At 43.7% G+C, this 25,743-nt stretch carries 26 protein-coding genes; 18 read left to right on the forward strand and 8 right to left on the reverse strand.

Annotated elements, in window-relative coordinates:
• Window positions 1–2: 2 nt before the first annotated feature.
• From LEP1GSC052_RS17545 to LEP1GSC052_RS17555, 3 genes are read right to left on the reverse strand one after another with little or no spacing between them, the layout of a single operon-like run.
• Window positions 3–761: an SDR family oxidoreductase gene (locus LEP1GSC052_RS17545; RefSeq protein ID WP_010572957.1), complete on the reverse strand. Its 759-nt coding sequence runs from the start codon at window positions 759–761 to the stop codon at window positions 3–5.
• Window positions 758–1,795, reverse strand: a complete 1,038-nt coding sequence (locus LEP1GSC052_RS17550) for an SPL family radical SAM protein (RefSeq protein WP_020986096.1) — start codon at window positions 1,793–1,795, stop codon at window positions 758–760. The genes LEP1GSC052_RS17545 and LEP1GSC052_RS17550 overlap by 4 nt, the downstream gene beginning before the upstream one ends.
• Window positions 1,767–2,651, reverse strand: a complete 885-nt coding sequence (locus LEP1GSC052_RS17555) for a 5'-methylthioadenosine/S-adenosylhomocysteine nucleosidase family protein (RefSeq protein ID WP_020985955.1) — start codon at window positions 2,649–2,651, stop codon at window positions 1,767–1,769. Before LEP1GSC052_RS17555 ends, LEP1GSC052_RS17550 begins: the two co-directional genes overlap by 29 nt.
• Window positions 2,652–2,727: 76 nt before the next feature.
• Between LEP1GSC052_RS17555 and LEP1GSC052_RS17560 the strand changes: the two genes are divergently transcribed.
• Window positions 2,728–3,042: a YkvA family protein gene (locus LEP1GSC052_RS17560; RefSeq protein WP_020986786.1), complete on the forward strand. Its 315-nt coding sequence runs from the start codon at window positions 2,728–2,730 to the stop codon at window positions 3,040–3,042.
• Window positions 3,039–3,854, forward strand: a complete 816-nt coding sequence (locus LEP1GSC052_RS17565) for an inositol monophosphatase family protein (RefSeq protein ID WP_010572953.1) — start codon at window positions 3,039–3,041, stop codon at window positions 3,852–3,854. Before LEP1GSC052_RS17560 ends, LEP1GSC052_RS17565 begins: the two co-directional genes overlap by 4 nt.
• 100 nt (window positions 3,855–3,954) lie before the next feature.
• Here LEP1GSC052_RS17565 and LEP1GSC052_RS17570 read toward each other — a convergent pair whose 3' ends face one another.
• The 4 genes from LEP1GSC052_RS17570 to LEP1GSC052_RS17585 are packed head-to-tail and all read right to left on the reverse strand — an operon-like array spanning window position 3,955 to window position 8,351.
• The gene (locus LEP1GSC052_RS17570; protein WP_020986241.1) at window positions 3,955–5,262 is read right to left on the reverse strand and encodes a glycosyltransferase family 4 protein; all 1,308 of its coding nucleotides are present in this window, start codon (window positions 5,260–5,262) and stop codon (window positions 3,955–3,957) included.
• Window positions 5,246–6,295, reverse strand: coding sequence for a glycosyltransferase family 4 protein (locus LEP1GSC052_RS17575; RefSeq protein WP_010572952.1), 1,050 nt, complete (start codon window positions 6,293–6,295; stop codon window positions 5,246–5,248). Before LEP1GSC052_RS17575 ends, LEP1GSC052_RS17570 begins: the two co-directional genes overlap by 17 nt.
• Window positions 6,292–7,350 (reverse strand): glycosyltransferase family 4 protein, encoded by a 1,059-nt coding sequence (locus LEP1GSC052_RS17580; RefSeq protein ID WP_020985849.1) that lies wholly within the window; start codon window positions 7,348–7,350, stop codon window positions 6,292–6,294. The genes LEP1GSC052_RS17575 and LEP1GSC052_RS17580 overlap by 4 nt, the downstream gene beginning before the upstream one ends.
• Entirely contained in the window at window positions 7,347–8,351 is a 1,005-nt protein-coding gene (locus tag LEP1GSC052_RS17585; RefSeq protein WP_020986149.1) for an LIC_10202 family protein, read from the reverse strand. Before LEP1GSC052_RS17585 ends, LEP1GSC052_RS17580 begins: the two co-directional genes overlap by 4 nt.
• Window positions 8,352–8,435: 84 nt before the next feature.
• Here LEP1GSC052_RS17585 and LEP1GSC052_RS17590 point away from each other — a divergent pair, with 84 nt between their 5' ends.
• Complete coding sequence (locus tag LEP1GSC052_RS17590) at window positions 8,436–9,392, forward strand: GDP-mannose 4,6-dehydratase (RefSeq protein ID WP_010572949.1); 957 nt, start codon at window positions 8,436–8,438, stop codon at window positions 9,390–9,392.
• Between the two features lie 172 nt (window positions 9,393–9,564).
• Here LEP1GSC052_RS17590 and LEP1GSC052_RS17595 read toward each other — a convergent pair whose 3' ends face one another.
• Entirely contained in the window at window positions 9,565–10,257 is a 693-nt protein-coding gene (locus tag LEP1GSC052_RS17595; protein WP_040913171.1) for a SanA/YdcF family protein, read from the reverse strand.
• A 166-nt stretch (window positions 10,258–10,423) separates the two neighbouring features.
• Between LEP1GSC052_RS17595 and LEP1GSC052_RS17600 the strand changes: the two genes are divergently transcribed.
• From LEP1GSC052_RS17600 to LEP1GSC052_RS17680, 15 genes are all read left to right on the forward strand, one after another.
• On the forward strand, window positions 10,424–10,978 hold the full coding sequence (locus tag LEP1GSC052_RS17600; RefSeq protein WP_040913674.1) for a Spy/CpxP family protein refolding chaperone: 555 nt from the start codon (window positions 10,424–10,426) through the stop codon (window positions 10,976–10,978).
• A gap of 7 nt (window positions 10,979–10,985) precedes the next feature.
• Complete coding sequence (locus LEP1GSC052_RS17605) at window positions 10,986–11,495, forward strand: RNA polymerase sigma factor (protein ID WP_010572945.1); 510 nt, start codon at window positions 10,986–10,988, stop codon at window positions 11,493–11,495.
• 29 nt (window positions 11,496–11,524) lie between these two features.
• Window positions 11,525–11,887, forward strand: a complete 363-nt coding sequence (locus tag LEP1GSC052_RS17610; RefSeq protein WP_010572944.1) for a hypothetical protein — start codon at window positions 11,525–11,527, stop codon at window positions 11,885–11,887.
• A gap of 137 nt (window positions 11,888–12,024) precedes the next feature.
• On the forward strand, window positions 12,025–13,410 hold the full coding sequence (locus LEP1GSC052_RS17615; protein WP_020986111.1) for a cytochrome P450: 1,386 nt from the start codon (window positions 12,025–12,027) through the stop codon (window positions 13,408–13,410).
• 44 nt (window positions 13,411–13,454) lie between these two features.
• Window positions 13,455–14,426, forward strand: a complete 972-nt coding sequence (locus tag LEP1GSC052_RS17620; protein WP_020986445.1) for a peptidoglycan DD-metalloendopeptidase family protein — start codon at window positions 13,455–13,457, stop codon at window positions 14,424–14,426.
• An 18-nt stretch (window positions 14,427–14,444) separates the two neighbouring features.
• Window positions 14,445–16,490, forward strand: coding sequence for an NAD-dependent DNA ligase LigA (gene ligA / locus LEP1GSC052_RS17625; protein WP_010572941.1), 2,046 nt, complete (start codon window positions 14,445–14,447; stop codon window positions 16,488–16,490).
• Window positions 16,491–16,752: 262 nt separating this feature from the next.
• A complete protein-coding gene (locus LEP1GSC052_RS17635; RefSeq protein ID WP_010572939.1) occupies window positions 16,753–18,648 on the forward strand; it encodes an AMP-dependent synthetase/ligase in 1,896 nt (631 codons plus the stop codon).
• Between the two features lies 1 nt (window position 18,649).
• Window positions 18,650–20,272 (forward strand): acyl-CoA dehydrogenase family protein, encoded by a 1,623-nt coding sequence (locus tag LEP1GSC052_RS17640; protein ID WP_010572938.1) that lies wholly within the window; start codon window positions 18,650–18,652, stop codon window positions 20,270–20,272.
• A 19-nt stretch (window positions 20,273–20,291) separates the two neighbouring features.
• Window positions 20,292–20,720: a MaoC family dehydratase gene (locus tag LEP1GSC052_RS17645; protein WP_010572937.1), complete on the forward strand. Its 429-nt coding sequence runs from the start codon at window positions 20,292–20,294 to the stop codon at window positions 20,718–20,720.
• Window positions 20,721–20,824: 104 nt separating this feature from the next.
• Window positions 20,825–22,348, forward strand: coding sequence for a thiolase C-terminal domain-containing protein (locus tag LEP1GSC052_RS17650; RefSeq protein WP_010572936.1), 1,524 nt, complete (start codon window positions 20,825–20,827; stop codon window positions 22,346–22,348).
• 127 nt (window positions 22,349–22,475) lie between these two features.
• Window positions 22,476–22,784 (forward strand): hypothetical protein, encoded by a 309-nt coding sequence (locus LEP1GSC052_RS17655; RefSeq protein ID WP_010572935.1) that lies wholly within the window; start codon window positions 22,476–22,478, stop codon window positions 22,782–22,784.
• A 78-nt stretch (window positions 22,785–22,862) separates the two neighbouring features.
• Window positions 22,863–23,090: a hypothetical protein gene (locus LEP1GSC052_RS17660; protein WP_020986247.1), complete on the forward strand. Its 228-nt coding sequence runs from the start codon at window positions 22,863–22,865 to the stop codon at window positions 23,088–23,090.
• A gap of 411 nt (window positions 23,091–23,501) precedes the next feature.
• Window positions 23,502–23,756: a hypothetical protein gene (locus tag LEP1GSC052_RS17670; RefSeq protein ID WP_010572931.1), complete on the forward strand. Its 255-nt coding sequence runs from the start codon at window positions 23,502–23,504 to the stop codon at window positions 23,754–23,756.
• Between the two features lie 2 nt (window positions 23,757–23,758).
• Entirely contained in the window at window positions 23,759–24,892 is a 1,134-nt protein-coding gene (locus tag LEP1GSC052_RS17675) for a suppressor of fused domain protein (protein WP_040913173.1), read from the forward strand.
• A 1-nt stretch (window position 24,893) separates the two neighbouring features.
• Window positions 24,894–25,589, forward strand: coding sequence for a hypothetical protein (locus LEP1GSC052_RS17680; RefSeq protein WP_010572929.1), 696 nt, complete (start codon window positions 24,894–24,896; stop codon window positions 25,587–25,589).
• Window positions 25,590–25,743 lie beyond the last annotated feature (154 nt).

The raw sequence follows: 25,743 nt of genomic DNA on the forward strand, positions 1-25,743 counted from the left end.
GACTACGAAGACGGATTTTCATTCTTCCGAACAAACGGTTTCTTGGCAACCTTATGAAGTTTAGGACGAATCGTAATTTCGGTAAAACCCAAATTCTCGGGACCGGAAAGCGCATACTCGAACGCTTTCAAAATTTCGGAAACGTTCAAATAAGAATTCGGATCGGAATCCTTTTCAAAATCGAGGCGCTCGTAAAAATCCGTGTCCGCGACGTCCGGGTTGACGCTTATCAATTTGACTCCCGATTTTCGGATTTCCTCGAATAAATTTAATCCGAAATGCCTGAGACCGGCCTTGGTTCCCGCGTAAGCCGCGCCTCGAAACGATTCCTTAAAGGCCGAAACCGAATGAATCTGAAAGATCCAGCCTTCGTTCTTTTTTAAATCCCTTAAAAGCAGTTTTGTGATCAGAATCGGAGAAACGAAGTTTACTACGAGCATTCTTTCCAATTCGTCGAAAGGAATTTCCTCGTGAGGCGCAAAGTTGCCTATGCCCGCGTTGTTCACGAGAATTTTGAGGGGAGGTTCTTCCTTTAGAATATTCTGTAATTTGAATGTGATTTCCTTCGTATTCGAAAGATCCAATCCTACGTGACGGTATAAGGGAGAATTTTTTAAGACCGTCGATTTCGGCTCCGTTCTCGCGATCCCGACGACCTTATAACCTTGGGAAATTAAAAATTCGGAGATCGCTTTTCCGAACCCTTTGGATGAGCCGGTTACGATCGCCAAAGCGTTGTTCGGTTCCAAGTTCGTTTTCATTTTGTTTCCATTTCGCTTGCCACGAGTCTGTGGATTTTTTCCCGAGGAACAAAGACTTCCAATTCTTTTTCGACCGTATCGAACATTTCTTTTTCCAATTCTGTCGGATAGGATTTAACTCCGACGTGCGTTTCCATCGGAAGATAATAAAGATAGGAATCCGATCTTCTTTTTTTGGAGTTCTTAAAATAATCCGAATTCATCCGAAAAACTCCGAGACTGATTTCGCGAAGTTTTTCTCCGGGAATTTCTCGGAAAATCGCGCGAACGAATTCTTGATAAACGGATTTCCAATTCGGAACGTTGAGAATCGGATCCAAACAAAGACGAACCTGCCAACCCGCGTTCAACGCGTCCCTTATGTTTTTCAATCGGGAAGAAAGTCTCGGAGTCAATGGTTCGTGCTCCAAAATCACCGATTCGGGAGAAAGCGTCCAAGCGAGAATGATATTCGAAGTCGGCTTCAGATCCGCGATCGATTTGAAATTCGCGCTTTTGGTTCTGATTTCCACGATCAAATCCGGATTCTCGCTCGCGAACAAGATCCATTCTTTACAATATCCTAATATGTTTTCGAGCGCGAGAAGATCCGTATCGTAGGATATACAAAGATAAAGCGGTTTGGAAAGTTCGAGTTGTTCCTTGGTTTCCCGGATATAATCCTCGTTGTTTACGAAAACCACGAGGTTCGCGGAAGAATACATTCCCTGAAGATAACAATACGAACAATTATAAAGACAATTGAGTACGAGCGCGTTGTAATAAAAAAAACGATAACCGAAGTCGGGCGCGACTCCCGAGCCGGAATATAAGAATTGTTCTTTACGTTTTGCTAATATAAGTTTCGGACTTCTTTTTTGGGCCTGAAAATTCTGTGCGGAAGGATTAAAAACTTCCTTGTACGAATCGATGGAAACCGGAATCGATTCCGGAAATTTGGAAAGAATTGCCGAAGTATTCGGATGATTCTTCGCCGATTCTTCCACATAAATATGGGAGAATCGTTTAGGACTGATAAAATTGTCGGAGCGCATACAATCCTTTTTTGCCTTCTTCCCTGGTTTTGACCTTCGGATTTTTCGGGTCGCCTAAATCCGAAAGTATATTATGATTTCTTAAAATTTCAATCCCCGGTACCGGAGAATTTCCGGTTCTGATCTTATAACCGATCATCCAATCCTTCAATTGAATCGTTTCGGTTTCCGATAAACGAAGAATTTCGGTCATTTGCAAAAGTACGGCCGTTTCCTCTTTTTCCAGATCTGCTTCTCTTTGGTTCGAGATCGGAATCGAAAGGATCGAAATCAGATTCGGAAGTTCCTGCGAAATTCTCAGAGAAATCGTATCCGCAATCCCGAGTCCTTGCGAAGATTCTAATTTTGTAAAATGATCCGAAACCGTTTTTACGATTCGAATCCGATCGCCGGAAAAGAATTTTCGGGAAGCCTGAAAAAAACCGTAAGCTTCCATGTCGACTAACGCGTTCGGAAGCGTTGAAGTTTCGTTTTCAAAAACCGGTTTGTCCACGGTCAGCAACGTGGACTCGGGAATCGGCGATTTGAAAAGAATATCCGGATAAACGTTTCTTTGAGAACCCTCGTCCGTAATCTTATGGATCAAAAACGATTTTCCGATTTCGGAAAATTCTTTCGGAGCGCCGCAGATTCCGAAGTTGAAAATCCAAGAAGAATCCGCGATCGATTCTTTGAATTCGTTTAACAAAAACGCGACCGACATCGCCGAATAAATCTTTCCCATTCCGGAAATCACCAAGGTATGGTTTTCGTTTTGATAGACCGGAAACGGGTTTTTATCCCGGAGAATTTTCAAACCCAAGGTTTCGATCAATGGTTTTGCCTCCGGGAAAAGGGCGACGGAAATAAAAATCATCTTTCTTTCTTGATACCTGAACGTAGAATTTGGGACAAGAGAGAAATCATCGAACGAGAAAGAAAAGGAGCCTTTCATGGATTTGATCGAAAAGGTAAAAAGGGAATTTTGGCCGAAATTGAAGTCCGTGGTTTCCAAGATTCCGTTTACGGAAGATCTCATCGCGCTTTATTATTCTATGATGGATCCGGAAACCCCGCTTAGAACCAAACTCGTCATCGCCGGTGCGCTCGCTTATTTCATTTCTCCGTTAGATGCCGTTCCCGATTTTATTCCCGGCGCCGGATTTCTGGATGACGCGGGCGTGATTGCGGCCGTACTGGCAAGTGTTCAGTCCGCGATCCGACAAGAACATAGAGAGAAGGCCAGAAAATTTCTGGAAAACGAATGAGCTTAGACAACGAAATTAAAATCCGATACGAACACTTCCTAAACTTTCTTCCGAAGGTTATGGAATTTTTAGCGACCACACAGGAAGAATCCGATCTCAACATCGCCTATAAAGGAGAGATCGATCTTGTAACGAAAGCGGACAAGGGTTCCGAGGAAAGAATCATCAACGAGATCGATCGAATGTTTCCTACGGATTCGATTCTCGGAGAAGAAGGAACCAATAAGACGGGAACTTCTTCCTTTAAGTGGATCGTCGATCCTTTGGATGGAACCGTGAATTATTCTCATCGTCTTCCTTTGTATTGCGCTTGCATCGGTTTGGAAAATTTGGAAAACGGAGAAGCCGTGATGGGAATCGTTCCGCTTCCTAGTTTGAACGAAATTTATCACGCACGCAAAGGTCACGGCGCGTTTAAAAATCAAAAAAGAATCTCCGTTTCGAAGACGAAAGAATTAAAACAATCTTTGTTATCCACCGGATTTCCGTACGATCGAGAAAAGAAAATCGATCGACTCATGTTTTATTACAGAAACTTTTTATTGAAGACGAGAGGCGTTCGAAGAACCGGAGCAGCGGGATTGGATCTTTGTTGGGTTGCGGAAGGAAGATTCGACGCGTTTTGGGAAGAAGGTTTGAAACCTTGGGACATGGCCGCGCCTTCGGTGATCGTAAACGAAGCGGGAGGAAGAATGTCCACATACGACGGCAATACGTTCACGCCTTATATTCCGAACGTAGTTGCGAGCAACGGAGTTCTTCACGAAAAAATGATGGAAGGAATGCAGGAGTATCTTCGCATTCCGACTTGAAACGCGATCGTTTTAACGATCCGTAGGAAGTGAGATGCCGAGTTTAGGGAGCGTTTCGCCGAGTTAAGGCGACTCATCAAGAACGATTGATTTTGAAAGATCAAAGTCCTGCGTATTTTTTCTGAATCGTCTTTTCGATCAAACGAAGAAGTTTTTCGCGCACGGTGGTCGGATTAAAATTCCGTTCCACGTATCTCTTTCCGTTTTGACCCATTGAGATCGATTCCAGTGGATGATCGAGAATGTAATCTAAGGTCGCGAAAAAACTCTTTCGATCCGAATAAAAAAGTCCGCCGTTGCTCCGAAGACAATGCCCTTTGAGAACGTCCGATTTTCCGTTTACAAGAACGGGTTTTCCTTTCAACCAAGCTTCCATCAAAACGATGGAAAAACTTTCCAAAGGGGAAGAATTGATCAAACAAACGCAACTCTGGAGCAGTTCGAGTTTGATCGCTTCTTCGACGAAACCCAGAAATTCTATATTCTGATTTTCTAATATTTTATTCGGAATCTTAGAGGCGATCTTTCCTACGATTCTCAGTTTATGCGGAAGTTTCGTGTTCTTTTTCCATTCCGCAAACCACTCCGCCATTTCGAGAAATCCTTTACCCTGATCCACACGGCCTACGTAAAGCAGGAAGGGTGTTTCGTCGACAACGGAAGAATCGATTTTGTCCGCGTGATCCGAACCTTTCGCGGATTTGTCCGAATAACGATCCAGATTCAAATTCATTCCCGTAATCGAATACGTGCTCGGTTTATATCCGAGAATGTTTTGAAACACTTCCAATTCTTCCGGAGTGTTGAACGAATACGAGCTTTGGTCCGTTAGAACTTCCTTATATACGGGAAGATAAGCGGGCGCTTCGTCGTGGAACGTCGGAATCACGATCGATTTTTCGGCGACCAACGGAGTTCCGAAAACCAGAGGATAATAAAGATAACTTACGAAGAAAAAAACGTCGAACTCGCTCTTACGCGATTCGATAAACTGAACCAACTCGGGAACATACGGACCTTGTTCTTCCAGCCAATGATTTACGTTTTCCTTATTTTGAAGGGAAGGTTCATCCAGAATTCTTTTGGAAAGGCGATTGAAGCGTTCTATGTTTCTTTGTTTTTCAACCGTGAATTGAAGAACCTTATATTTGCCGCCGAGGGAAGAATTTTTTTCCTCGAAACGAATCGGTTTGGAAGGGTTGGACGATTCTTGAAAAATATTATTTTCGGAAAGTGGAATCGAATTTTTCCAAGTGATATAATCCAAACTTCGAGTCGTCAAAACGGTGATCTCGAAATCGGCCGCCAACAATTCCACGAATTGAAAGATGAGCTTTTCGGAACCGCCGGAAACCTTATCCGAAAAAATCGGAGAAACGACCGCGATCTTTTTAAGAGAGGGTTTCAACTGTTTTCCTGAGAACGGATTTTGAATCCGTCTTTTTAAATTCTTCCAGACGCAAATCCTGGCCTTTCAGAATTTGATCCTTAAAGTAAGAATCGGTCAAAATCTTATTCAATAGAATCGCAAGATCCGGAAATTTTTTTTCGCGAAAAAGAACGCCCGCTTCGTTTAAGGTTTCGGGAACCGCGCCTCCGGCGTACGCGAGGATGGGAATTCGATGCACCATCGCTTCGATCAACGGAACGCAGAAACCTTCGTGTTCGCTCATAGAAACGAACGCGTCTGCTTCTTGATAAAGATTGCTGAGTTCGTTGTCCGAAAGAAAACCGGTGATCAAAACGTTCTTTCTGAGATCGTAAAAGTCCAACATTCTTTCCAGTTCTTCGCGATAAAGATACAATTCTCTCGAACTGAAACCGGCGAGATAAAATTGAAACTGATCGGAGAACATCGTCTTATACGCATATGCAAGTCGGATTAAATCGTCTTGTCTTTTGTTCGGGGTAATTCGGCCCACGAAAAGAATCTTTTTGATCGGAGCTTCGGTTTTTTCGATCTTGGGAAAATTTTCGGACAACTGATACGTGATGGGAAGAATTCCCACATTCTGAAATCCTAATTCTTCCAATTCCTTTTGATTGAACTTGGAGACCGCGAAAACTAGATCGAATCGATTCCTCATCTCCGTCAATTCTTCCCTTCCCTTTTTCAAAAGATAACTCATCTTTAGATCGTAGGATTCGAAAAAATGATGCGGAGTTACATTATGATAAATTAATATTCTCGGCGATCGGAAACTTCTCAAAAAATTGAAAACCCCGGAATGAATCGAATGATGATAAAATAAAATATCTTTGGAGGATTTGCCGTAGGTTTTGTATTTTTTTACGAACGGAAGTTTCGATGCGCCTATGTTCTCGGAAAAAATATCGCCTTTATATTCCAAATCCTTTAAGTAGTTGCGGATCTCCAACATTTCGTTGCTGATCGCGTCTCCCGGATTAAAACCCGCCGAAAATTGTTGAACCTGTCTCATGCCAGAATTTTCTCTTTAAAAAGATTTTCGAACGGATAAGAATTGTATCGTTTGACAATTTCCCTTTCGTTTTCGGAAATTTGTTCGCGTAACGTTTTCTTTTCCAAAAGAGTATCGATCAAACCGGCGAGCAGATTCATCGCCGGAGCGGACTTGTCCTTAAAAAGAATTCCTCCGGTTTTCATGGTTTCCGGCGTCGCGCCCGCGTGATAAGAAATCGTGGGAATGCCGGCTCCAAAGGCTTCCAAAACCGGGATGTTGAATCCTTCGTGTTCGCTCATACAAACGTAAAGATCCATCGAATTTAAAAAATTCTCCATTTCGGAATCGTTCGCGTTCAAGCGGATCTGAACGTTTCCGGTCAATCGTTTGCGGAGAATCGTCTTCTTTAGAAAATTATAATATTCTTCAAAAACAGCTGGAACGCTTCCGCAGATCAGAAGTTGGACGTTTTGTCTGAATTTCAGAATCGACTCGAGTAAAAAAAGAAGGTCTTCCATTTTTTTATTCGGAGAAACCCTTCCGATAAATCCGATCGTAAATTCCCGTTTGTCCTTTGTGTTTTTTTCCCGGACCGGATATTTTTTTACGATGGGAAGAACGAGCGCGTTCGTAACCCCGAGCGATTGTAGAAAGTTCGCGTTGAATTCCGAAGAAGGTAAAAACAAATCCGTTTCGTTTTTCAAAGAATACAACTCGAGCAAGGAACGTTTTTCTTCGAGTTGAAGCGTGTTGTAGATTTCGGAACTTACGAAATTCTTAAAGTAAATCGCCGGTGTGAAACTCTGGTAACGAACGATTTTTTTTCCCGGAAGATCCCGAAACCAATCCAACGGATAACCGCAACCGCCGTAGTTCAGAATGTGAACGTCGTTTTTTGAAAAACGGGAAACGTCGGGATGCGTTTCGATCGAAAAGGATTCTTTCGAAAAGTTTTTTAAACAGACAACGGAGTTCGCAACTCCCAAGTTTTCGAGAACGTTTCGAATTCCTTTGATGTCGTTTCCGATTCCGTCACCGTCCCGAAACTCGGTGACGTGCTGATAGACTTTCATTTTCGGAAGGAAAGAACGGTGAAACCGTCTTCGGATTTTTTTTCTATGATGTTTCTAAAACCGAGTTGTTTGAGATAATCTCGGATCAAAGGTTCTTGTATTTTCGTAAGTCTCAAAGGCAAAAACGGAGACGGATAGTTGGAATTCTCGTTTGAAAAACGAAAACGGATTTCCGTCCCCGAAGACGCGCGAAGACTGAGAGTGCGGAGCGCTTTTTCGATCAGCCAATGCGGATGAATCGACAAGTTTTCGGATATTATGATTTTAGAATATTCTGAACAATCTTTCGGGATCGCTCCCGGTTCTTCCAAACGAATGTTCGTCGTTACGGAACCCGAGATGAATTCCACGCAGGATTGATTCCAGCTGATCGAATCGAACTGAGAACCCAACTTCAGAAGTTGTTTGAGAATTCTTCCCCAACCCGGAGATAAGACCAAAACTTTTTCGGAAGGATTGATCGATTCCAACAGGAAGTTCTCGCTTTCCTCTATGGAATTTTCCGAGTAAAGATTTTCGTTGGCCCAAAGAAATTCGGGTCTGACTTCTTTTCCGATGGCTTGGTTCCATTCTAAAAATTCGGAATAAAAGGATTCCATCTTCCGTTTTAGATTTTGATTTTCGGAACGGATGAGAATCAACTCGTGCAACACGCTGTAGAAGGCGCGAGTTCTGTTTTCGGAAAGTTTCTTATCCAAAAAAGAATAGAATTCGGAGAACCGAATCAAAAGCCATTTGAGAGGTCCGCGTACGAACCAAAGTTTCGGATTGGAAAACTTGGGGGGAGAAATTCCCTTCTCGAAAAGATGCGCGATTTCCGCCGGATCAAAATCCCGATAACCTTCCGGGCTCGGCGGTGAAAATTTCCAATGAGTGAGTTTCTCTATATCTTCTTTTGTGGAAGGATTTTTTTTGAGCTTGGCTTCGATTTCTTCCATGATCTCGCGGATGTTGATCCGAGAATCTCTGATTTCGAATAGTTCCTGAAATTTATCTTCCATGCTCAAAAGGGTAGAGAATTTTATTCGATTGTTTTTTATTCATTTTCTAAAACAACAGTATTTTTACGGAAAACAAAGAATTCTATGAAGTGTTTGATAACGGGAGCGGCGGGATTCGTAGGCGGTTACCTTCTGAAGGAACTGAAAGAATCTTATTCCGAATTTTTAGGAGTCGGGGTCGTGCCGGGACCGAATGTGGAAGAAGATTCCGAACTTCCGAGATCGTATCGTTCTTCCGTATGCGACATACGCAATTTAGAACGGGTCCGTAAAATCATTCACGAATTTGCGCCGGACACGGTTTTCCATCTTGCCGCGCAACCTTTCGTTCCCAGAGCCGTGGAAGATCCGGGTGAAACCTTGGAAATCAACGTGCACGGAACGTTGAATATATTAGAATCTTTGCGTTCCTTGCAAAAGAAGGTTCGATTCGTTTATATCTCCTCTTCGGATGTTTACGGTAACGTTTCCGAGTCTTCTCTTCCCGTTCAAGAGTCGGTCGTTCCGGCTCCGTTAAATCCGTATTCTTCCTCGAAGTCCTGCGCGGAAATTTATTGCCTCCAATATCATCGATGGATTCCCGAACTCGAAGTCGTGATCGCGAGACCTTTCAATCACACCGGTCCGAAACAAAATCCTAATTTCGTAATTCCTAATTTTTGTTCTCAGGTTTTGGAAGCTCTGAAAAAATCCGAATCCGAAAGAAGAATTCAAGTCGGCGATCTTTCTTCTACGAGGGATTTTTTGGACGTGAGAGACGTTGTGCGCGCTTATAGAATTCTTTCCGAAAAAGGAAAACCCGGAGAAATCTATAATATCTGTTCCGGTAAAGAAGTTGTGATTCGAGAAGTGTTGGATCGTATCATTTCCGTTTCGGGGCAAACGATTCCGGTCGAAGTGGATCCTTCTCGGTTTCGTCCGGCCGAGATGAAACGTCTTTTCGGAGATAGCGGAAAACTCCGTCAACTGGGTTGGGAGCCTCGGTTCGGTTTAACGGATACGGTTCGCGACGTTTACGAGTGGATTTCGACTTTGTCGTAACTCCGACGATCTTGTAGTGAAACTTTTGCGGCCCCGCCCGCGCTTAGGGTGGGGGGCGGGCGGTGGGAAAACCCGAACAAAATCACCCATATCAAAAAATCATACTTTACGCAAGTAGAATCCTGATCCGCAATCCCGTCGTAACTCCGACAATTTTGAATATTATAAAACTCTAAAGCACAGAACCTTTCCAGGTTTTCACACCGCTTCCTTCGATCGGAAACGGATCGCCCAAATATTTCGGATTCGTTTTAAAAAGATTCATATCGACCCAAGCCAAGGTTCTCGCAAAAAATTCTCGGAATCGGCTGAAAGGTCCGCTCGTGTAAATTCTGCGATCGGATTCGAAAGCCTGAAATTTCAAACCGATCTTTTTCGCCAAAAACGCGGCACGAGGTTGATAGACCCTTTGGCTGACGAAGATCAAATCCTTGACTTGAAAAATCTCCTTCGCTCGGACCAATGTGTCTAACGTTCGAAAGCCCGCGTGGTCCACGAAGATATCTTTTTCGTTCACTTCATTCTTAAGAATATAAAGCAACATCGGCTTTACTTCGTTGTAGTAAATCGAACCGTTGTCGCCCGAAAGAAGAATTTTCTTTACCTTGCCTTGATGATACAATTCCAGAGCGCAATCCAAACGATCCTTTAAAACGGCGGAAGGTTCGTTTTTATAAACCGAAGCTCCGGGAACGACCGCGACCATGGCCGGTCTTGCCGATCGATGATTCTGATATTTTTCGGTGTGGAGATACAATTCTTCGAAGCTAAAATCGATCGCGATCGGCGCCGCGAGGATCAGACAAAGAATTAAAAAAGCTCGGGTATAAAATTTCGATTTTTTGAGAAAATTTAGGTTCAACACGAAATCCGGAATCCGTCAAAATCAGGAAGGTTTTTTTCCGGGCTTACAAGCCAAATTCAAACGAGAAAGTCCTTTTTTTCTTTCCAACGAATCGGAATCGGGAAAATTTTTCGAAATAGGAAACAAACCATTGCAGTACGGGTCTTATCGATTGAGCAAATACCTCATGAATCTCCTGAATTCATTTGTCAGAATTACTGTCGCCGGTTGCGTCTTAGCTCCGGCGGGAATTTTTTCCCAGGAATTGATGGGGCTTCGTTCCGGTGCGGATTCAAGCAACCCTCCGCCGGTTCGACAGCTGGCACCCATCCGCCAACTTAGAAGTTTCGGTCTCGTTTTCGGAAACGTGGACGTGGTCCGCGAACGTTTTTCCCTTTCCGAAAAACAATTGGATGAAATTTCCAAGATCAACGAGAAACATAAACAGGAACATTTTAGATGGCTTCAAAAAATTTCTCCGATCGAGATCGAACTCGAAGGACTTTTGATGGAGCCTAACGTTGATTTAACGAAGATCCGCAGACTTTTGGTCGAGATCGGAAAATATACGGCCGAAATTCGGATCAATCAAATCTCTCATCGTCTTGCTATCGAAAAAATACTGACCCAGGATCAAAAATCCAAAATCAAAGAACCTTCCGCTCCCCCGGAGCCCGGATTCCCCGTGAATCTTTTTTCTCCGGAGAGAATTATCCTTCCTATACAAGGAATCTTACACTGAGGTATCCATGGACCAAAAAGAATTTACCGAATTGATCGATTCGACAAAACACATCGTACTTTCGGCGATAAAAAAGAATTTATTCGAGGAATTTCACGATTCCATCGACGACGTGGTGCAAGAAACGTATTTCCGCGCCTATAAAAGTTTATCCGCGAACAAGTTCCGCGGAGATTCTTCCGTAAGCACTTGGCTTTATACGATCGCAAGAAACGAATCGTTGCGAATGAATCAAAAGAGATCCAGACAAACCGCTCTTGCAAGCAAGTTGAAAGAGAAGGTCATCTTGGACAATTCGATTCAAGAAAAAGAGGCGGCTTCCGTTAGCTTCACCGATTTTGAATTGAAAGATCTTTTAGCTATGCTTCCATGGAAGTACAAATCGGTGCTGAGTCTTGTGGGCGAAGGCTACAAGGAACAACAGATTGCCGAAAAGCTGAGTATTCCCGAAGGGACCGTAAAGTCCAGGGCCTTCCGTGGAAAACAAATGCTAAAGAAAATTTTCGTAGATAAATAAATAGAGTGAGAGAATAGGATCAAGCCAGTATGAAATCGAACGGATTCGACAAAGAAATCTCGGACAGACTTTGCAGCAAGGTTTGGAGTTCTAAAATCTGCGACGCGGTTTATAAAAAACGTCGTTGGAGAATGCTTCAATTGGCGCTGATTACTTTCTTGTCCGCGTTTTTTTCCAGCTCCATAGTTTGGCTGACATTTTTCGAAAATCAAGAATCTGCGATCGCGCGGAACGAATTGCATTCCTGGGTGCAAGAACAGATTTACGGAGCGACCGTGGAAGCTCAAACCAAGGTGCAGCAAAATTCTTTTTATAAGGAAGAAACGATGCCGAGCGGTCCCGTCTCTTTGGATGTGGATTCTTTGATCGAAGCGTCTTTGGACCGGAGATAAGAACGGCATATTAGAAATTTCTAAAATTCTTCTTCAAACCTATAAATAAAGCGGAACGCGATTTTGCAGTTCCGCAATCGAGTGTCTCGGCTGGAATAACCGGTTTACCGGAAATAAAACAAACTTGGAGAATCCCAATGTTTACCCTAAATTCCAGTCGTTCCCCTAAAAAGGACGTCCCAAAAATCAAAACTCCCCCCGGCTCGTACGGATTTTTCGCGCTTCGTCATTTGCCGAGAATGCGTAGAGACATCATCGGATTCTTCGAAGATATGAAAAAGAAACACGGAGACGTGGTTCTTTTCGGAATCCGAAGAACTAGAATTTATATGATTCAAAGCCCCGAAGACGTGCGTCACGTTCTTCAGGAGAATAGTTCCAATTATCATAAGAGCGTATTCTACCGCGAACTCAAACGTGTTTTGGGAAAAGGTCTTTTGACTTCCGAAGGCGACTTTTGGAAAAAACAAAGGAGATTGATCCAACCCGCCTTTCACAGACAAAGAATATCAGAATTTACTCATATTATGGCCGACGAGACCCGCAATCTTTTTGAGGAATGGGATTCCAAGGAAAAGAACAAAACTCTTCGAGTCGATCTTTCCGAAGAGATGATGAAACTTACGTTTGCGATCGTGGGAAAAACCCTCTTTCGATCCGACGTAAAAGAATATTCCGAAATCATCGCCAAGAACGTGGAGACTGCGATGGAAGAATTGACCAAACGATTGACGATGGTTTTTCCTCCTCCGGTTCATTGGCCCTTACCCGGAAATCGAAGACTTTTAAAGTCGATCGACGCAATGAACGAGGTCATCTACGAACTCATCGATCAGAGAAGAAAAAATTCTTCCAACGATTTGATCAGTATGTTGTTGGAAATCCAAGACGAGGAAACGGGCGAAAAGATGAGCCTCGAACAAGTGCGAGACGAAGCGATCACACTTTTGCTCGCGGGTCACGAAACGACGGCTAACGCGTTGACTTGGGCGTTTCATCTTTTGTCCAATCATCCCGAAATTTATTCCAAACTCAAAGAGGAAGCGAAGCGCGTTCTCGGGGAAAGAATTCCTACTTTGGAAGACGTAGGTTCGCTCACCTATTCGAGAATGGTTTTGGAAGAATCGATGCGTTTGTTTCCGCCCGCATGGACCGTGGAACGTTCCGCGCTCGGACCCGATACGGTCGGCGGTTATCACGTTCCAACCGGAACCAACGTTTCGATTTGTATCTATTCGATTCACAGAGATCCGAGATTTTGGAAGGAACCGGAAAGGTTTTGGCCGGAAAGATTCTCCGAAGAAAACTCGAAAGATAGACCGAAGTATGCATACATTCCATTCGGAGGCGGCCCCAGAATCTGCATCGGAAACGTATTTGCGATGACCGAAGGAATTTTGATCCTCAGCATGATCGCTCGAAAATACGATTTAAAGCCGGTACCCGGTCATAAGGTCGAATTGGAACCTTTAGTCACATTAAGACCCAAGTACGGAATGCTAATGGATCTGGTTTCCACTTGACCTGTACTTCCCCGGAATAGACTCTTTCTTTGGAGTCTATTCCCATGGAAAAAGAAATCCGCAAACGTTTAGATCAAGTAAAGGAGAAGGGTCACCAACGACTGACCGTCCTTCTCATTCCCCACGGTTTTGATAAATCCTTTCATTTTCAAATTTCGGTTTTTACGATCGTATTCTTATTCGGTCTTTTGGTTTCCATTTTGGGAATCGCGGTCTTCGGGATCGTAAAATACAACAATACTAGAAAACAAATCAACGCGCTCGCTCAAGTTTACGGAAAATACTTCGATGAATACATCGAATACTCCGAACAACTCGAAGGAGTTCAGGACGATTTTCTCGCGCTTACGGAGAATTTAGAGGAGATCTATTCTCTCATCGACGGTCAAAGCGACGAGATGTTGAAACTTCCGGACGAATCCGATATCGAAACAATCGCGCTTGCGGAATTAAAAACGGAAGAAGCGGCCGACAAGGATCTGATGTTGGGAAGAAGTTATCTTTCCGAAATTTACGGTTATCGTACGGCCCGCGTTTATATGGACAAACATCGTCCGTTGATGGATAGCGTTTACGATTTTCTAAATCTCAGATACGACGTGATGGATGCGATTCCGTTCGGAGAACCATTGTATTCTTACAATCTCACTTCCTACTTCGGAACGAGACGTTCGCCTACGACCGGTTATATGGAATACCACGACGGGATCGATCTTGCGAACGTTCCCGGAACTCCGATCTATGCGACCGGTAACGGAAGAATTCATCGTGTGATCTACTCGAACCGCGGTTATGGAAATCATATCGTGATCCAACACGCCAACGGTTACTTTTCCCTTTTCGGTCACTGTACGAAAATTTTCGTAAGAGACGGACAACAGATTCGAAAAGGAAATCTGATCGCGACCGTAGGTTCCACCGGAAACGTAACCGGCCCGCACTTGCACTATGAAGTATGGATCGGAGAATCCAACCGCACGGATCCGATGGACTATCTCAAAGTCCCCGTTTATTGATTTCAATCCGGAGTCGATATGCCAAAGAAGAAAGACGATCCTAAAAAAACTCTTTCGGAGAAAGAGGCTAAGAAAACAATCTCCAAACTCTCCGACGAAATCCGTCATCACCAGTATTTATATTACGTTAAAAATCAGGCCAAAATTTCCGATTACGACTTCGATCAGTTGTTTCGCAAACTCCAGGATTTAGAGGAAGAATTTCCGCAGTTCAAGGATCCCGCAAGTCCCACGTTAGTCGTCGGTTCGGACTTGGATAAGGACTTCGAAAAATTCCAACACAAACTTCCCGTCTTGTCGCTGATCAACACATACAACGACGACGAACTTTTGGATTGGGTCAATAAAACCGATCCGGACGGACTTTATTCCGTGGAATGGAAAATCGACGGAGCCTCCATCGTATTGTATTATGAAAATGGAATTCTCCAAAACGGAGTCACGCGCGGCTCCGGAGGAATCGGAGACGACGTAACCGATAATATACGCACGATTCGTAATATTCCTTTGCGATTGCCGGAACCGATTACGGTTTATCTTCGAGGCGAGGTTTTTATGACCTTTAAGGATTTCGAAGAATTCAACGAACTTTCTTCGGGAAAATACGCGAATCCACGAAACCTTTCTGCGGGATCGATCAAACAAAAAAATTCCACGGATACCGCAAAACGTCCTCTGAGAATTTTTACATACGATGCGACGTTTCCCGATGTCGCTAAAAAGTTCAAAACACATCAGGAAATTCTAAACAAACTCGAAAAACTTACCTTTCCCGTTCCGCCTGACACGGTTTTTGCGACCGGCGCTAAGATCGCAAAGACGATCCAGGATTTTAAAAAGAAAAAAGACAAACTCGGATTTCCAACGGACGGACTTGTGATCAAACTCAACGACGTTTCCAAACGGGACGCGCTTGGTTATACATCTCATTCTCCGCGATGGGCGAGGGCGTATAAGTTCGACGCGGTGATGAAGGAAAGTAAGATCGTGGACATCACATACGCGGTCGGTCGTACGGGAAAGATCACACCGAGGGCGGAGATCGAACCGGTCAGTCTTGCGGGAACCACCGTAACGTTTGCGACTCTTCACAATCAGGATTATATAAACGAACTCGGAGTCGGGATCGGAGCGATCGTTCGCGTCGCGAAACGCGGAGAAATCATTCCAGCCGTCGAAGAGGTAGTTACTCCCGGAAAAGATGTGTTTCAAATTCCGGATCGTTGCCCATCGTGTAAGACGAAGACGATCAAAAAAGAAAATCTCGTCGATCTATTCTGTCCGAACCCGGATTGTCCCGATCGTGTGAAGAACGGAATCATCTTTTATTGTCAAAGAAAGCAGATGGACATCGAAGGACTCGGAGATAAACAAATCGAATTCTTATACGATCACGGTTATATAAAATCCGTAGCCGATCTTTACGACCTCAAAGATAAAAAAGATAAATTGATGGAAGAGGAAGGATTCGGAGAAAAAAGCGTAGCGATCATTCTCGCTGGAATCGAACAATCCAAACAAAAGGATTTTCGTTTTGTCCTTCCTTCGCTCGGACTTTCCGAACTCGGTCACAAAGTTACGGAATTGTTGATCGAACACGGAATCGATTCGATGGACGAGATTCTTTCCATCTCCAAAGACAAAAAAAGAATCGATTCTCTATTGGAAATTCCCGGCATCGGACCTTCCACGGTTCAGGCGTTTCAGGAGAATTTTTCCGATAAAAGAATTTTAAAACTCATCGATCGTCTCAAAAAAGCCGGACTCAAGATGAAAGCCGACGCGGTAAAGGTCGCGGATCAACAACCTTTCGCGGGACAATCCTGGTGTGTTACCGGTTCGTTTGAAAACTTTCAGCCCAGGGACAAGGCTATGGATCTGATCGTTTATTACGGCGGCAGAAAGGTGAGCGCGGTAAGTTCCAAAACGACTCATTTGTTGGCCGGGCCGGGCGCCGGATCTAAATTAGAAAAAGCGAATGAACTTGGAATCTCCGTTTACGACGAAAAACAATTCTTAGATTTGCTAAAGTCTTTCAAAATCGACTTTAAGAATCCGATTTAGAATTTTTCAAATCGCTTTTTTGCTCGATGCAACGCGCACGACCCGATTACTTATATTCGACTTATAACTTTCCTTTGTTCGGATCGGTTTCTCGTTTTTTTCGTAACAAACGTCCTTTGGCGATGAACAAATGTTTATTTATCGACGATGAACGAAGATTCATTTTGTTTCGATTTAATTCGACAATCCAAAAATAACTTGATCGAGCGAATTCCGTTTCTATTCTTTCTGCCGAAAGAGATGTTTCTTTTGAGGAAAGCATTTGGAAGCCGAGTTTAAGTATTTATACGACTTTTTAGAAAGATCCGCGAAACGATTTCCCGATAAGGAAACTTTTTGCAAACGAACCGAAAGCGGAATTCAAGGAAGAACCTTCTCCCGATTGAAAGAACAAGTCGACGAGATGACCGCGGGTTTGATCGCGGAAGGAATCACGAAGGAAGATAAGATTCTTTATCTGTGCGATTCGAGCGTGAATTGGTTCTTAGCCGATTTGGCGATCATCAGTTCCGGTGCGGTTTGTGTTCCAAGAGGTACAGACGTGGTCGACGACGATATTCTGTATATCGTAAATCATTCCGAAAGCAGATATGCGGTGGTTCAAAAAGAAAAAGATAAACAAAGACTCCTTACACTCGCGTCTAAAATTCCCAGTATCAAAACGATCTTCGTTTTAGAGGACGATTCGGGAGAATTAAAATCGGGTCCGGAAAGTGTTTCGAGTTTGATTCAATCCGGAAGAGAATATCTCAAAAAAAATCCGAACGCGATTCGTACTCGTTTAAACGAAAAATCTCCGGACGAACTTGCGACTTTGATTTATACGTCCGGAACGACCGGGGCTCCGAAGGGAGTGATGCTCAATCAATCCGGTTGGATCTCCGCTGTGGAAAAGGTGATTCGTTTCGTGGGATTGACTTCGAAAGATTCTGGCGTTAGTCTGCTTCCTCCTTGGCACGCGTTCGAACGCGCTATCGAATACTGCACCGTCGCACTGGGAGTTACATTCTTAATTTCTAATATTACGTCTTTAAGAGACGATTTGAAGGAGTTTCGTCCGACTCTGTTTCCTTCCGTCCCGAGAATCTGGGAATCTCTGTACAACGGAATTATGACGAAAGTTTCCAAAGAATCCGCGTTAAAACGAAATCTCTTTCATTTCTTTTTAAAAGTAGGAATGATCTGGTCGCATAACAAATCGATTCTTTTCGGTTACGACTTTCAATTGGAAAAACCTTTTTTTCTCTCTCAGCTTTTCAAAAGAACGATCGCATTGATCAAACTCGTTTTGTTGTTCCCTTTGAAGTTGGGCGCGATCGGAATTTTTCAATCCGTTCACAAAGCGCTCGGAGGAAGGCTCAGAGTTTCGGTTTCTGCGGGGAGCGCGCTTCCGAGTGTCGTCGATAAATTCTTATCCGCAATCGGTTTGATCGTGTTGGAAGGTTACGGAATGACGGAAACTTCCGCGGTGACTTCGATTCGAGATCCGCATCGACCTTCTTCCGGAACCGTGGGAATTCCAGTGGACGGATACGAATATCGTTTAAAGGACGAAAGAGGAGGTTTCGTTTTAAACGGACATTCTCAAAAGGGAACTCTTTGGTTGAAGTCGAAACAAATTTTGATGGGTTATTACAAACGCCCCGAACTCAACGAGGTCGTTTTCGATAAGGAAGGTTTTTTCGACACGGGCGATATCATGCGTATCAATTATAGGGGAGAACTTTCCTTTGCGGGCAGAGCGAAAGACACGATCGTACTCGCCGGTGGAGAAAACGTGGAACCGGTTCCGATCGAGGATCAGTTGTTAAATTCTCCCTATATCAATCAGGTGATGGTTACGGGACATGAAAGCAAACATCTTGTGGTTTTAATTGTTCCGGATTTTGATAGAATGAAAAACGAAATCGAAGGTCTTCCCGAAGATCCGAAACTCTGGAATCAAAACCCGAAGATCCGCGAGATTTTTAAAAACGAAATCTCTTCGCGCGTTTCCCGCAAAGGAGGATTTAAGGCGTTCGAGTTGATCCCTCAAAACGCGTTTTATATCGTTCCTCGTCCTTTCGATCCGGACCGTGAAATGACGCGAACCTTAAAGATAAAACGAAACGAAATATTAGAGAATTTTAATAAAGAAGTAACGGAGTTAATCAAGTAACATGTTGTTTTTAAACCCATATTTGGAAAGCGAAGACAAGGATTTTTACAATACGGTCAAGGATTTCGCCAAAGAAAAGGCGCTTCCTTCCGTGGAACAAAGGGACGAGGACTGCACCTGGGACGACGAACTCTGGAAAGAAATGGGTTCCATGGGACTTTTAGGAATCCCGCTTCCCGAACAATACGGAGGACAAGGCGGTTCTTGTTTTCAATGTTGTCTCGCGCAAGAGGCGTTTAACTCCGGTTCGTTGGACTCGGGTTTCGGACTTTCTTGGGGCGCGCACATGATCATCGGAACTCTTCCGATTTTGTTTCAAGGAACCGAAGCTCAAAAAAATAAATATTTGCCTAAGCTCGCTTCAGGAGAATGGATCGCCGGTCTCGGTTTGACCGAACCCGATTCCGGTTCCGACGCGGCCGGTATGAGAACCTACGCTGAAAAAACCGAAGGCGGTTTTATTCTCAACGGAAGTAAGATGTTTATCACGAATGGACCGATCGGCCAGATTTTTATCATCATGGCTCGCACTACGAAGTCCCGCGGACCTATGGGTGTTTCCGCGTTTATCGTAGAATCTCATCGCAAAGGTTTTCGTGTTTCCAAGGTTTTAAAAAAGTTAGGACACAACACATCGACAACCGCGGAACTTTCGTTCGAGGATATGTTTATACCCGATGAAAATCTTTTAGGACCTTTGAACTCGGGCTTCTTAAGAATCGGTAAAGCGACCTTGGAGTGGGAAAGAACCGTGTTGCTCGCGGCCTTGATGGGAGGAATGGAGAACGCGGTCGAAAGTTGTATTCAATATGCGTGGCAAAGACACCAGTTCGGAAAACCCATTCTTTCCTTTTTTGCGATGAAGGAAAAAATCGCAAGAGTTTGGGCTTATCTTTGCGCTTCGAGAAGAACATTATACTTCGTTGCCCGTAAAAAAGACAACGAACCCGACGTGAGTCTTCCTATGGAAAGCTCTATCTTAAAACTTTTCGCATCCGAAGTAAGCGAAGAGATCGCGTCCGACGCCGTTCAAATTCACGGAGGAATGGGTTACATGAGAGAGGTTCATGTAAGTCGTTTATTCAGAGACGTTAAGTTGGGAACGATCGGAGGAGGAACTTCGGAAGTTCAAAGAAGTATCATCTCCGCGAGTTACGGCGGATACGATAAGTTTAGAAACATCATCGAAAGCGCCGCTTCGGATGAAATTCGAAACGTAACCGAACAAAAAATCAAAGGAACCGCGATCGGAGATTTGGTTCGTTGTTTGGATTCCTTGGTTCGATCGGTGGGAGAAAATCCGGAACGGAAAAAAAGACAAGCCCTTGAATTCGGTTTTGCGGATCTTTTGACGACGACCACGATTTTAAAATTGAGCGTTTGGGACTTGATGACGGACAGCAATCACTATAAAACCTCCGATAAGGAAAGAGATCTCAACATTCTCGCGTATTATCTCACGGCTCGTTATATTAGAGGAATCGCATATCTCAAAGAGTTGGATGAGAATGGCGTAAACGAACTTCTTCGTGCGTTCGGAAATTTAAACGCGCCGGAAAAAGAAATAGAAAGTTGTATAGAATTCCTGAAAGAAGGAATCTTAGGCAACGCGGTGTCGGTTTAATAGAACGGAGAAAATTCGAATGTATCAAAAAGGGAAATCCTACGAAGAAATAGAAATCGGAGACAAGGCGAGTTTTTCAAAAACGATCACGGAAACGGATATCTATCTTTTCGCGGGAATCAGCGGAGATTTTAATCCGCTCCACGTCGACGAAGAATATGCAAAAACCACGATGTTCGGAACTCGGATCGCACACGGAGGTCTTGCGGCTTCCTTGCTCGCGCCCGTTCTCGGGATGAAACTTCCGGGACTCGGAACCGTAGCCTTGGAAACGGTCACCAAGTTTCGTAAGCCGGTTTATCCGGGAGATACGGTGACTTGTACGGTCGAAGTGAAGAATAAGATCGCGAAGATGAAGATGGTGGAGATGAAAATTCTCTGGACCAATCAGAAAGGGGATACGATCGGCAAGGGAGAATGTAAGGTTCTTCCGCCCGGATCGAATTGATTCTTTCAAACGATCCGAACGTTCGTATCGACGTCGATCCGCATGAAAAAAGTTTTTAACGTAGAAATCGATTTCACAAAAATCAAAAATCATAAGGAAGATTCATGAATCCTGTCTTACTGGGAATAAGCGACTCCGTCGCCTCCGACTTTTCGGAAGAGTATAAAGAATGGTCCGGAGAAAAAAAAGTATTAGAACATTATAAAAAATCAATATCCGATCTTCTCGGTTTTCTGGAAATGAAACCCGAAACTCTCAAGGACATTCTCACGGATTTTGTGAGCATCGAACCCGCGTCCTTGGGTAAAACCGGATACGGTCATAGCGTTCGGATCGCAAACGAACTCGGTTATACGGGCTTTCGTTCTCATCTTGTGGATTTAGGCGGAGCGAGCGTGACCGGAGCCTTGGGGCAAGCGAGAACCATTCTCCAGTCCGATCCGGAAGCCGTCGTGTTGATCGCCGCGGCCGATATACCCAAGTCGTCGTTTAGACAAGTATCGGATATGAAACGTTTGAACGAAACCGTATGTCATCCCGTGTACGAACTCAACTACGGAGCGACCTTGATCGCGATGTACGGACTTTTGATGAAAAGAATGATGTTCGAAAACGAAATCACGCAGAAGGATTTGGAAACGATCACGAAAAAATTCAGAGCGAACGCGATCGTAAATCCGAGGGCCAGCGTTTATCAACAAGAGATCACCGAAAAGCAACTTTCAAGAACGATCGCGGATCCCTATCCGGCTCCTATGATCGCAATCGTAACGGATCACGGCTTTGCGACTCTTCTTATGTCCGAGAAGAAGGCTAAAAAACTCCAATCGCAAGGTAAGATCAAAAAAGAAATCGATCCGATGTATCTGATCGGTGCGGGTCACGCGGCCCATGCCGAATACTTTATGCTCAAGGGAGATTTTGCGACTCCGGCGGGAAGAGCGGGTGATATCGCCTTTGCGTCCGCGGGAATCGCAAGAGAAGACATCGACTACGCTTGGATCTACGATTGTTTTACGGGAATGGTGATTCTACAATCCTCCGAATACTTCGGAATGTCCAAAAAGGACGCGGCAGAAAGTTTAAAGAATGGAAAGCTAATATTCAAAAACGGTAAAACGATTTCCGTAAACGAAATGGGCGGAATTCTAAATTACCAAGCCGCCATGTCCATGTCCGCTGCCACGGGTTTGATCGACGTCGCCGCGCATTACGGATTGTATTCCCGTTCGGTTCCGAACGTTCAAACGACTCGTCCCGGAAAATCCTTGGTGGGCGGAAATGGAGGAGTGGACAGCATCAATTCGGTCGCGATCTTTTCTTCGACGCCTTCCAAGTTAAAACCGAAGAAGGTAAAGCCGAGACGTCTTTTTCTAAATCAAAACGGAGCCAAGGAAAACGAAGTCGGAACCGTTTATTCTTCCACAACCGTGAATATGAATCCCGGTTCATTTACGAAGGCGCCTTATTCTTTAGCGCTCGTAAAAATGAAAGCGGGAAGATATGTGATGGTAAACGTCTTTGATTCCAAAGGAGAACTTCTCAAAACCGATCAGGCCCTGCAAATCGATCGTTCGAAATTAAAAATCGTAAATGAAAACGGTTTTTTGAAAGGAATTTTATCTTGAACTGAAAGAAATTTCCACGATCATAAGTCAGTACATTTTCCAAGAGTTCGAAGTTTTATCGAGTCAAAGTAGTGAAGGGCTCTTGCGGATTCTAAGATGAGAGAAATTCTCTAGGGAATGGATCGCTATGCACATAAAGGCTGAGAATGTTCAAACGGGTCAAGTCAGGATTTTTAACGGTTCCGATTTGATTTTGATCCCGGATTCCGATTCTTCCAACGAACAGGAAGGAACGATGTTTCTTCACGGAAGAAGGGTCGAAAACTGTCTCAATCTTAGAAAATATTCCACCTTCTTCGTAGTTTCCGATTCTGTCTCTAAAACCGGCTTTCCCGATACGATTAAATTGCAGGAAGTCGGACCGGACGGATCCGTTTTCGAAATTTCGGAAAACAAAATGGACTGCTATCGAGTGATGGGAATATTTTTAGAATAAGAATCACTTTCTGCTGGATTCGAACCGAAGCAAGGTTAGAATCCGTCTTCAGCATTCTTTGCCTAGGGGAATTCAATCATGGTCCAAAAGAAAAAGACCAAAATTCAGAAAGCGGCTCCGAAAAAAAATAAAAGGCCGATAAATTCTTCCGTTAAAAAAAACGACATCCGTCTTGCGGATATGGTCGATCTTGCCGCGGAAGAATTCGTAAAAACGATCGAGATCATGGCCAAACTCAGCGCCGGAAGTAGAACGAAACTGAAGAATTCCATCAAGGCGGCCGCAAAGAGTATTCTAAAAGACTGAGATCGGATTCGTCCTCTCTCAAAACGCCCGTTTTAAATTCAGTCAATTTTTTTCCAAAAAGATCGAAACGATTCTTAAAAACTTTGGAAAAAAATTTCCAAAATGAATCGATTTTTCGTGGGAATTATAGTCAACTGTATGTATGGAAAACTTATTTCTGATAACACTACTATTCTTAATTCTCTTTGAGCAGTATAAAACCAGGGTTTCCCGGGAAAGAATTCCTATTCGCGCTCTAAAACAATACGTTCACCGTTAGTTTTCGAGTCCATTGAAACCGGGGAAGCCGTAACGCTCCCGGTTTTTTTATTTTTCCGCCCTCCTTTTTCCGTTTCCTCGTATTCGTTCGCTTCTTTAGAGAGTTGAAACATTCTCATTCCGCTGGAACCTTGTCTAAAGACCGAGGAAAGCATGTATAAAAAACCGATGACTCCCACTCGCGCAGTCGAAACATTCATTCGATACAAAAAAAACCGGGAACCGATCTCGGACGAAGTTACGTTGGTATTGGATTCTTTTCAGATTTGGAACGAGATCGAACTTACGGGCCTTCTCAATTCTTCTTTTTATTATCCCGAAATATTAAACGAATATAGAACCGAAGAAGCGATTCGATCCCTTCTCGAAAAATTTAAACAGAGAATCGTGGAAATTCCCATTCAATGACAATGACTCATTCAACCGAACCGAAAGTAATCTATCAGGAAGCGAACCCTTACGGAACCTTCACGGCGTATTTGGAAGACGATGGAAGATCCGTGTATCTTTATCTTCAAGGAGAACAAAATCCGGAATTTGGAATCAAATCCGTATGGGTTTGTAATCGGATCGAAGCTCCGGAAAAACGAAGCGTAAAGGATCTTTCCAGCGGACTCGCGCCCGTTTTAGTTCGTTCCGAAGTGAACGAAACGAAAGCTCATCCGCCTTTGGAGGAAAAGGATCTTTATTTTATCTGGACCGAAGAAGGGGACGGCGTTGCGCTTTTTTATAAGGAGAATTTGATCGCGTTTCTTCCTCCCTGGTCGGGAATCAAAGGGTTTCACGGTTATTCTTTGCATGCAAAGGTGGAATCGATCACGGCGTATCCTCTCGGAAATTCGGAATACGGAATTATACCCGATCGAGTGCGGGCTTCCCGCGATTTTTGGGAAGCGAGGTCCAAACAAGGCGCTTGGAAAGAAATTCAAGAGAAACGTCTTTCGTTTTTGGAATCTAAATTCGGAAAACATGATAAATATTGGTCCGCGGACGGAGGAAAATATCCTCAACTCGGAATCGCGCGTTTTCAATCCGATCGATATCCGGGAATTCTAATCTATTCCACGATCGGAATGAGCGCGCAGAACATGCCTACCGTGGAACTTTTTCACAAGGACTACGAGGATCACGCGAGAATCGAATTGCTTCTCGCCGTTAAAATCGGTTCGGAAGGATTGGAACGATCGGAATCTTGGGTTCCTCATTTGATCGGAGAATTGATTCGTTTTCCTTGGAACATGGCCAAGTGGTTCGGCGACGGACATACGATTACGATGTCGCGCAAAGATCCCGAAGCGTTGTATTTGAATTTTACTTCCGTTCTTTTCAGAGACATGGGAAGTTTTACTTCCTTAACCGATGCGCCGGATTTATCGGGACTCGTTTCCGAAAACGGAAAACAAGTTAAATTCTTAACCTTATTGCCGACTTCGGAAGAGGAAAAAGAATACGCGCAAAAAGGCGGAATCGATTCTTTTTTTCGGATTTGGAATGAAAGACAATATCCTTGGTATCACGACGCGGAAAGACAGACTCTGATTTAAAATGATTCTTTTGGAAGAAATTACACGATCGATCCGACGTTATGCGGATCATTCCGCCTTTTTATTGGCGTTGATCTGCGTAACAACGTTGTGGATTACGCTTCCGTTGTCCCTGTTATCGGAAAGCACGGATCCGTTGAGCGCGCAAGCGCAGGAAAAGATCTGGCAAGAGATATACAATCAGGATTTTCATTCTTCCAAGAAGATGGTTCAACTTGAACTCGCACGTAGTGGTAAAAATGAGACGATTCCTCTCTTATCATTGCTTGAAATTTCTTTAAACGGACTTCAGAGACACAAACAAGCGAACGAAATCCGCAAAAAGATTCTTTCTATATGGGAAAGTAAGTACAAGAAATCCTTTATAGACGAGAATTATCCGATCAATCTCGCCACTTGGACGAGAATGGTGATCGTAAAATCGGATTCGCTCTTGATCGGCGCTGAATATTTTATTCCTTATCCGATCAACGCGAACAAAGACGGCTTCTATTATCATAAATTCACCTTATACAATCGTTTCTCGAAGAAGCCTACGCGTTTCTTTAAGTTGGAAAAATCATCTGCAACAAACCAAGAATATCGTCTTTACGAGATCAATTCGGACGGAGAATCCAAACAGATCAAGACTTACGGTGATATTTTACCAGAGATGAAGGATGAGATGGGTTATCTCGGCGGATTTTTAGGAATTTAATGCGATTTACGCTCGATTGAGCGATTCAAAACGATTGAAAGAGTGTCCTTAAAAGAAAAAACCCGCTTCGAGAAGCGGGTTTTAAAGTTTCATCCCTTCTTAGAATGAAAGTGTGTTGCTAGATTACTTATTTCTTCTTCGCAACTTTCTTTTT

The organism is Leptospira kmetyi serovar Malaysia str. Bejo-Iso9 (genome assembly GCF_000243735.2).
Classification (GTDB): domain Bacteria; phylum Spirochaetota; class Leptospiria; order Leptospirales; family Leptospiraceae; genus Leptospira; species Leptospira kmetyi.